The organism is Candidatus Planktophila sp., assembly GCF_046070465.1.
Lineage (GTDB): Bacteria > Actinomycetota > Actinomycetes > Nanopelagicales > Nanopelagicaceae > Planktophila.
This window is the reverse complement of sequence record NZ_JBJTMK010000163.1, coordinates 1-6,688: the sequence shown is the minus strand read 5'-3', so window position 1 is coordinate 6,688 and position 6,688 is coordinate 1. Positions and strand designations below refer to the sequence as shown.

The 6,688-nt window shown below is 47.9% G+C and carries 5 protein-coding genes, 1 tRNA gene and 1 pseudogene; 2 read left to right on the top strand and 5 right to left on the bottom strand.

Annotation, left to right across the window (positions count from 1 at the left end):
- Positions 1 to 223: pseudogene (locus ACKOVI_RS06940) on the top strand (MetQ/NlpA family ABC transporter substrate-binding protein); the annotation flags it as partial.
- Here ACKOVI_RS06940 and ACKOVI_RS06935 read toward each other — a convergent pair.
- The 5 genes from ACKOVI_RS06935 to ACKOVI_RS06915 form a co-directional block, all read right to left on the bottom strand.
- A complete protein-coding gene (locus tag ACKOVI_RS06935; protein ID WP_509603345.1) occupies positions 160 to 1,311 on the bottom strand; it encodes a multidrug effflux MFS transporter in 1,152 nt (383 codons plus the stop codon). The pseudogene ACKOVI_RS06940 and the gene ACKOVI_RS06935 overlap by 64 nt on opposite strands.
- A 37-nt stretch (positions 1,312 to 1,348) precedes the next feature.
- Positions 1,349 to 2,989: a copper homeostasis protein CutC gene (locus ACKOVI_RS06930; protein WP_509603344.1), complete on the bottom strand. Its 1,641-nt coding sequence runs from the start codon at positions 2,987 to 2,989 to the stop codon at positions 1,349 to 1,351.
- A gap of 70 nt (positions 2,990 to 3,059) precedes the next feature.
- Positions 3,060 to 3,151 (bottom strand) — tRNA-Ser (locus tag ACKOVI_RS06925).
- Positions 3,152 to 3,208: 57 nt separating this feature from the next.
- Positions 3,209 to 3,961, bottom strand: coding sequence for an SDR family NAD(P)-dependent oxidoreductase (locus ACKOVI_RS06920; protein WP_509603343.1), 753 nt, complete (start codon positions 3,959 to 3,961; stop codon positions 3,209 to 3,211).
- 151 nt (positions 3,962 to 4,112) lie between these two features.
- The gene (locus ACKOVI_RS06915; protein WP_509603342.1) at positions 4,113 to 5,189 is read right to left on the bottom strand and encodes an N-acetylglucosamine-6-phosphate deacetylase; all 1,077 of its coding nucleotides are present in this window, start codon (positions 5,187 to 5,189) and stop codon (positions 4,113 to 4,115) included.
- Positions 5,190 to 5,251: 62 nt separating this feature from the next.
- On the opposite strand from ACKOVI_RS06915, the gene ACKOVI_RS06910 reads away from it, so the two are divergent.
- The coding region (locus tag ACKOVI_RS06910; protein ID WP_509603341.1) for an aminopeptidase P family protein at positions 5,252 to 6,688 on the top strand (1,437 nt) is incomplete at its 3' end.

The following is a 6,688-nucleotide window of genomic DNA, read 5'->3' as shown; positions in this document are numbered from 1 at the left end:
CACCACGACCGTCATCGCCCTCATCGGCTACTCCGCGATGGCCGGCGCGGTCGGCGGTGGGGGACTCGGCGCCACGGCGATGTCCTACGGCTACAACCGCTTCCAGACCGACGTCATGATCGCCGCCGTCGTGCTGCTCGTGATCGTCGTCCTCCCAAGTCAGACGGCTAAAAGAGCGCCGATAAACATCGCAATTGCCATATTGAGAATCACGTTTGCATGAAATATCGCCAATATTGCCGAGATAAATGCGCTCCCGACAAATTGCAAAGAACCCAAGAGCGCAGCTGCAGATGCCGCTTTACGAGGAAATGGGTGCATTCCAAATGTCATCGCATTGCCGCCTAATCCGGGTGCACATCCAAAGGTAATGATGACAAAAATCAACATAAGCCACAGTGGAGCGTGAATTAATGAAATAACCAGAAGTGCCAAGGTCGCAGAAGTCTGCACCGCAGTAAATCCTCGCATCATCTTTACCAGGCCAAATCTGCCGACTAACCAAATATTGATTCTCGAAGATGCAAGTAATCCGATAGAGACCAATCCGAAGAGAAGACCAAAGGTTGTTCGAGAGACCCCAAACTCACCCATCAAGACAGCCGGGGCTGATGAGACATAGGCGAAGGTCACCATCGAACCGCTGATTCCGATCATTGATGCGGTACGAAAATCTTTATTACCTACTAGTTCACGATAGCTCTTCGCCGCATCAGAAAATCCGTGGTCGTTGCGATTTTCTGGTGCCAGACTTTCCGGAATAGATCTCATCCCTAGAGCAACTGCAACACCAAAGAGCACCAATAACCAAAAAATCGAGTGCCATGAAAAGAATTTGAGGAGGGTAGATCCAATAGTTGGTGCGAAAGCTGGAGCTAGTACGAAGAGCATCGCCATCGCTGACATCATTTTCGCCATCTCAACACCATGCAACATATCGCGAACGATGGCGCGTCCACAGACCAGGGCTGCTGATCCTCCAAACGCCTGAAAGAAACGGAGGATTATCAGGGTGGTTAATGATGTGGAGAGTGTGCTGGCAGCAGATGCGGCGATATAGATTGCGATTCCTATATAAGAGGGAGCCTTCCGCCCAAAGCGATCAGAGATAGGGCCCCAGAATATCTGTCCGAGGGAAACTCCAACCAAGAATGATGTGAGGGTCAGTTGAAGATTTGCGATATGTACATTGAGGTCTTGCGCTAGTGAAGGGAAAGTTGGGAGATACATATCGATTGCCATCGGGGTGAACATCGTCATTGCTGCAAGGATTATTAACAAACGTCGATGACCGGGTTCAACTTTCTTCACACAGTGCAGAGTAGGGCAATAAGACCCTCGAGGGAATTTAAGAAATTTTGGAACTTGCCAAAATTGCTGCGCCGTAAATGCCGGCATCTTCGCCGAGCGTTGAAATTTTAATCTCGGGTGCGCTCTTCCAGGTCAAGAAACTTTGAAGCTCTCTCTGTAAATCAGGCAGTGACGTTGCATATCCAGAAGCGACTCCTCCGCCAATAACTATCAATTGCGGATCGAGCGTAACAACTAGAATGGCAAGAGCTTGTGCAGTCTTAGTGATTGCATCGCGCCAAACTTTCTCTGCCTCAGAATTAGTATTAACCATCGACATAATCTCAGCAGAAGATTTCTTTTCTCCCGTAAGCTCTGTAAATCGCTCTGAGATTCCATGGCCCGATGAGTAGCGCTCCCAACAGCCTCTCTGCCCGCAGGGACATAGCGCACCTTGAAAGACAAGCGGCATATGCCCACTCTCTCCTGCGCTCTCGGCAAAACCTGAGATGACTTCCCCTTTATCTACGATACCGACTGCGATTCCGGTACCGACAACGACCGAGATAAAATTGGCAATTCCGGGAGCTGCACCAATTGCTCCTTCCGCCAGAACAGCCGTCCGCACATCGTGACCTACTGCAACTGGTACATTAAATTTATCTCGAAGGTTCGCAGCCAATGGATAATTGCGCCAGCCAAGATTCGATGCAAATATTATTGATCCGGTCTCTTTATCAATCGAACCCGGTGAGACTACGCCGAGCGAGATGATTTCGAAATTGAGAAGCTCTGCTTCTTTGATAAGCGAAGAGATCAGCGCAAAAAGATCAGATTCCAGGGTTTCTACATCTGTCCCTACAGATGTTCGATACTCGATTTCATAGCGTGGGGTTAGGACTGCTCCTTTGAGTGATGTTCCGCCGATATCGACTACAAGAATGGCTGGCTTTCTGCCGCCCCTTTTAATGGCGTTTAATACTTTCTCAATTTGGGAGGCTGAGGTTCTATAAAGTGTAAGAGCGTCATATTTTCCGGTTCCGGGAGATGTAATTGGTTCCGATGCCCTGAGGTGAAGCGCGCTTACACCAGTAGCATCGAGAATCAATCGCGCATTATGTGCGCGCACTGAGCCACCCGCTATGACGGTAATTTTACCTGTTGCAAATCTTTGAAGTTCTTTCAATTTTTCAATTCCTGCGGTTGCATTTGCCGCTCCGCCTGACGTTAAAACTCGTTCAAAGCCAAGTGAGATTAAAGTTGAAAGCGAGGTAATGAGGTCTGGCGTGGAATCAAATGCCATATGAAATGCGCTGTGACCTGAAGTATTGGCCTTTAAGAGTTTTTCGAGATTCTCTGAATCAAGATAATTTGAAGTATCCAAGGCGCCAAAGACAAAGCTGACATTTCGGTTCCCAAAGTCCAGTTGATTAAAGGCTTCGAGATCACTGACCATGGTCGCAATTTCAGACGGCGAATATGTGAAATTGCCGGCACGAGGGCGAATCATGATGGCGAGATCAATAGAACTTGTTCTTCTGAGAATTTCACGCACAATCCCAATGCTTGGAGTCAATCCTCCGACAGATAGTTCGCTACATACCTCGACCCGATGGGCTCCAGACTTCTCCGCGGTGATTGCCCCATCTACATCTTCTATAGCTATCTCAATCTTTACCAATTCCTGATAGCCATCCATAGTTGTTAGTTTATCTATGCAAATCTAGATAGAGAGAATAAGTAGAGAAAATTAATAATGATGTGAAAACTGGCGGAGACGAGGAGATTCGAACTCCTGAAGGGTTTTACCCCTTACCTCGTTAGCAGTGAGGCGCACTCGACCGGGCTATGCGACGTCTCCAAGTACGGGGGCGAGTTTACCCGCTCCCGTAACCTGGAGAAACCACAAAGATGGAGGCTATCGAGCTAAGAAACCACCATCAATTACCAACTCTGAGCCAGTCATAAAAGAGGCATCATCACTAGCGAGAAAAGCCACCCCCGCTGCGATTTCATGAGGGAGTCCGAGTCGGTTCATTGGTGTTACCTGCTTAAGAACTTCACCAAATTCAGTCTCCTTGGCATTTCCAAGAATCGGAGTATCGATAAACCCTGGATGTACAGAGTTCACACGTATGCCCTGAGTTGCCCAACCAAGTGCCGCACTCTTAGTCATGAGTCGGACTGCGCCTTTTGCTGCATGATAGGCAGGCGATGCGCCGAAGCCTCCACTGATGCCAAAGATCGAACTGGTATTGATGACTGATGCGTACTTTGATTTCTTTAAAAGTGGGGCAGCTATCTTCATTCCAAGAAAGACAGAATTCTGTGTCACTGCGATTGTCTTCATATATACATCCATGGGGGTTTCTTCAATGGTGAGGACATCTCCAATTCCTGCATTATTGAAGAGAATATCTAATCCACCAAAATCTTCTTCAATCTTCGAAATGACTTCTGTCCAGGATGCTTCACTCGAAACGTCGTGGTGGATATAACTTGCCTTTCCGCCTTCGGCTGTGAGTTCTTTTACTACTTTCTCTCCTAAATCATCTTGAATGTCGCTGATGACAACTACTGCGCCTTCCTGAATGAAGCGGTGCGCTGTTGCCTTACCTATGCCACTTGCTCCACCTGTGATGAGTGCAATGCGGCCTGAAAGTCTTTTCATTGAATACTCCCTTGTAATTTTTACTTGATATAAAGGAGTCTTCTCGCATATCTAATTTTTTGCATGCTGGAATGTAAATATAGAAGATGAGTGAGGGTAGGCACTCAATATTTTCAAGGCAAGAGCTCTTCAAGTTGAAGAAGGTATAAATCTATGAACTAAAAATTATTCGGGATCCATCCCATTCAAGGAAATCCGCTGCTGCGCCTACTGCAATGACACCACGATCGCCCATACCTAGTGCACGGGCAGCATTTCCTGACGATGCATCAACTGCATCCACCAAACAAACGCCATACTCATTGACAAGGTGTTCGAATGCGCGATCCATCGTGAGCGTTGAACCGGCGAGAGATCCATTATCAAGACGAGCAACACCATTGCGAACGCGCACGGGCAAGATACCGATTGTGTAATCGCCATCTGGCTGACCGGCTGCACTCATTGCATCAGTAATCAGAATAAGTCGAAGTGGATCAACTGTAAGAATTTCACGGACATTCTCTGGTGATACGTGCTCGCCATCGAGAATTAGCTCTAAGGAAAGTTGGTCCTCGTCTAAAAGAGCATCTGTGAGTTCTCGATCATCTTGTGGCTTGACCATGCCGTTGGTGAAGTGAGTGACTACCTCCGCACCTGCATCGATAGCAGATTGCATTGTTGGCAGAGGTGCTGCAGTGTGCCCAATAGCAGCAATAACTCCATGGTCAGATAACTTTCCAATACATTCAAGGGCTCCATCAAGCTCTGGAGCAATGGTCACCATCACGATTGCACCTTCGCCAATTTCAATGAGCTCTGATAAATCTTCCCATCGTGGATTAATCAAATTTTCGGGAAGATGCGCACCACAACGAGCATGTGCAAGGTAGGGGCCTTCTAAGTGAATACCGGCAATTGCACCTGACTTGTAATGGGGAACAAGTTGCTTTATTTGTGCTTTAAGATTTTCAAGCGGTTCACTAACAAGCGATGCAACGATGGTGCCTGTGCCATGCGAGCGGTGAAATTCAATGACTTTCTCTGGCTTTTTGCCTGAAAAATATTCTCCGGCACCTCCGTGGCAATGAATATCCACAAATGCTGGAATCAATGTTCCAGAAATAGTGTGATCTGGCGAGGCGTGCACGCCCTCTTGAATTTCAGTAATCAGGTTATTTTCAACAACAATCCAGCAATCTTTGAGAAGTTCACCATCGACGACTGCTTGTGCACATTGAATAATCACAGTAGCGATTCTAGCCCCCGCAATCTCTACCTTTTGTGCGTGAATTCGCCTAAACTTGAGGGATGAGTAACAACAATGACAATGCAGAGGTAACTGAGAAGGCCAAGCGTATTCACGACCAAGCACCTTCTGATCTCTTTGCAGATTTCATGCGCTCGGGATGGGCTCCATCAGATTATGCAGATCTCGCGCCACTTGAAGTTGTTACCTATGCATTTGTTCGTCGTCAGGTTTTGTCAGCGGCATATCCAGGAATTCGTCTCGTTCTTCCTGCCGGTGGTTACAAAGTTCGTTCCAACGATACTGATTATCAATATCGCCCTCACAGCGCATTCGCGTATTACAGCGGAGTCCAAGGTGCTGACTCGACAGCTGATGCAGTTCTTGTTATGGAACCCACTCAAGGCGGACACCTCACATACCTTTATATCCACCCACGTTCGACACGCGATACCGATGCTTTCTACCGTGATGCTAAATACGGCGAACTCTGGGTGGGTCGTCGCTACACACTGGACGAGGCAAAGGCTCGCTACCAAATCGATACTCGCTTAGTTAATGATCTTGAAGCTTTCTTGAAAGATGGCAAAGAGACCCTGATTATTCGTGGCGAAGATGCCATGATTGATGGAGCCGTCAAGAAGCATGATCGCGAAGGTGAATTCCTTACCTTTACATCAGAGCAACGCCTGGTGAAAGATGAGTACGAACTCTTAGAGATGCAAAAGGCTGTCGATGCGACTGCTCTTGGTTTTAACGATGTTATCTCAGTAATACCAGCGGCAGTTGCCACTCCTCGTGGTGAGCGCGTGCTTGAGGCGGCTTTCTACGGTCGCGCGCGCGTATTAGGAAACGACCTCGGCTACAACACCATCGTCGGCTCAGGTGCGCACGCTTGTGTATTGCATTGGATCCGCAATGATGGCGATGTTCGCCCTGGTCAGCTTGTGCTTATCGACGCTGGCGTTGAGGTTGAATCTTTCTACACAGCAGATATCACGCGCACACTTCCTGTCACAGGAAAGTTCACACCGGCACAACGCTCTCTCTACATGCTTGTCTATGAAGCACAATTAGCTGGTTTTGCAGCTATTAAGCCAGGCGTGAAGTTCTCAGAAATCAACGCTGCTTGTCAGAAGGTTCTCGCAGAAGGACTTGCTGCCATGGGCGTTCTCACAGTCAGCGCTGAAGAGTCACTTAAGCCTGAAGTGGGGCTACACCGCCGGTGGACTCTGCACGGAGTTAGCCACCACCTGGGTATTGATGTGCACGATTGCGCACATGCACGTAAGGAAAATTATCTCGATAAGGAACTTGAAGTTGGCATGGTGTTGACCGTTGAACCAGGTCTCTACATCCAACCTGATGACGAACTCTTTGCCCCTGAATACCGCGGAATCGGTATCCGCATTGAAGATGACATTGTGGTTACGGCAGATGGTTGCCGCAATCTCAGTCAGGACATCCCTAGGCATCCTGATGAGATTGAAAAGTGGATG

Bases quoted from the DNA above. Each gene is read 5' to 3' on its own strand.
- ACKOVI_RS06920 (WP_509603343.1), bottom strand. From the start codon at position 3,961: ATGAAAAGACTTTCAGGCCGCATTGCACTCATCACAGGTGGAGCAAGT.
- ACKOVI_RS06930 (WP_509603344.1), bottom strand. From the start codon at position 2,989: ATGGATGGCTATCAGGAATTGGTAAAGATTGAGATAGCTATAGAAGAT.